The sequence below is a fragment of the Streptomyces solicavernae genome, assembly GCF_029968095.1.
GTDB lineage: Bacteria > Actinomycetota > Actinomycetes > Streptomycetales > Streptomycetaceae > Streptomyces > Streptomyces solicavernae.
The window spans coordinates 1-1,345 of the sequence record NZ_JASCIR010000091.1; the positions used below are offsets into that span (position 1 = coordinate 1).

The 1,345-nt window shown below is 72.4% G+C and carries 1 protein-coding gene; it reads left to right on the top strand.

Annotated features, from left to right (window positions below; translation table 11 throughout):
* On the top strand, positions 1 to 1,345 hold a 1,345-nt coding region (locus QIS99_RS32115), incomplete at both ends, for a polyketide synthase dehydratase domain-containing protein (protein WP_282517284.1).

Genomic DNA, 1,345 nt, shown 5'->3' on the forward strand with positions numbered 1-1,345 from the left:
GCCTGGACTCCTCGGACCTGCGGTTCATTGCGACCCTGCGTCGTGAGCGCCCCGAAGCCACCGATCTGCTGACTGCCCTGGGCCGACTGCACAACCGGGGCGCCGCTGTCGACTGGGACGGCTGCTTCACCGCCCGAGGCGCCCGCACCGTCCCCCTGCCCACGTACGCCTTCCAACGCCAGAACTACTGGTACAGCGCCGCAGCCCAGTCCGATGTCGACGCAGCCCAGCTCGGTCTGGAGGACGAGAGCCACCCGCTCCTCGGCGCGTCCATGAGCATCGCGGGCAGCGACGGGATGGTGTTCTCGGGGAGGCTCTCGGCCCGCTCGCACAGCTGGCTCGCCGAGCACATCCTCGACGGGGCCGCCACCGTCCCCGGATCGGTCTACGCCGAACTCGCCCTCCACATCGCCGACCAGTTCGCCTGCAACGTCATCGACGACCTCACCGTGCACGCACCGCTCGTCCTCACCGGCCACCAGGCCGTTCAGCTCCAGGTGGCGGTGGGCGACCGTGACGAGGACGGCGGACGGCCCGTCACCATCCACACCCGCGCCGACGGCACCGAGGGCACCTGGACACTACGGGCCGGCGGACGCATCGCGTTGAGTGCCGAGCCCCCGCAGCCGGCCGCCGAGTGGCCGCCGCTCGCCGGGGAAGCGCAGCCCGCCATGTTGCAGGAGCAGCTCTCGGGCCAGGGCTACGGCCACGGCCGGGCCTTCCCGGCCGTCACCGCCCTCTGGCAGAACGGGGACGCGGACGAGGTCTGCGCCGAGCTGTCGCCCCCGGCTGACGCGGAGCTGGACCTGTCCGGCTTCCTGCTGCATCCGCTGCTCCTTGAGTCCGCGCTGCAGGTGGCGCTGTTCGCCGCGGGGGGTGAGGACGGCGTGCCGCGTACGGTTCGGTCCTGGTCCGGAGTGCGGGTGCACGCCTCGGGGGCCGAAGCGCTCCGGGTGCGGGTGCGCCGTACCGACAAGGACGTCTTCGCCGTCCACCTGTCCGACCGCAACGGCCGGACAGTGGCGACCGTCGATGCCCTCGCTCTCAAGGCGGCCGGTGACCCCGCGCGCGCAGCCGCCCGTGAGGCGTCACTCGACTCGCTGTTCACCGTCGGCTGGGACGCCATCCAACTCCCGCAGCCCCACGCCGAGCTCGCCTGGGGGGCCGTCGGGGACGTGACCGAACTGCTCCCACAGGCCCGGCAGTTCCGAGATGTAGCCGCCGTCGACGCCACAGCCGTGGATGCGGTGTTGGTCCCGGTCGGGTCGCCTGGCGGTCTGTCGGGTGGCGATTCGGGTGGCGATTCGGGTGGTCCGGCAGGTGGCGGATCGGGTGGTGTGCTCGG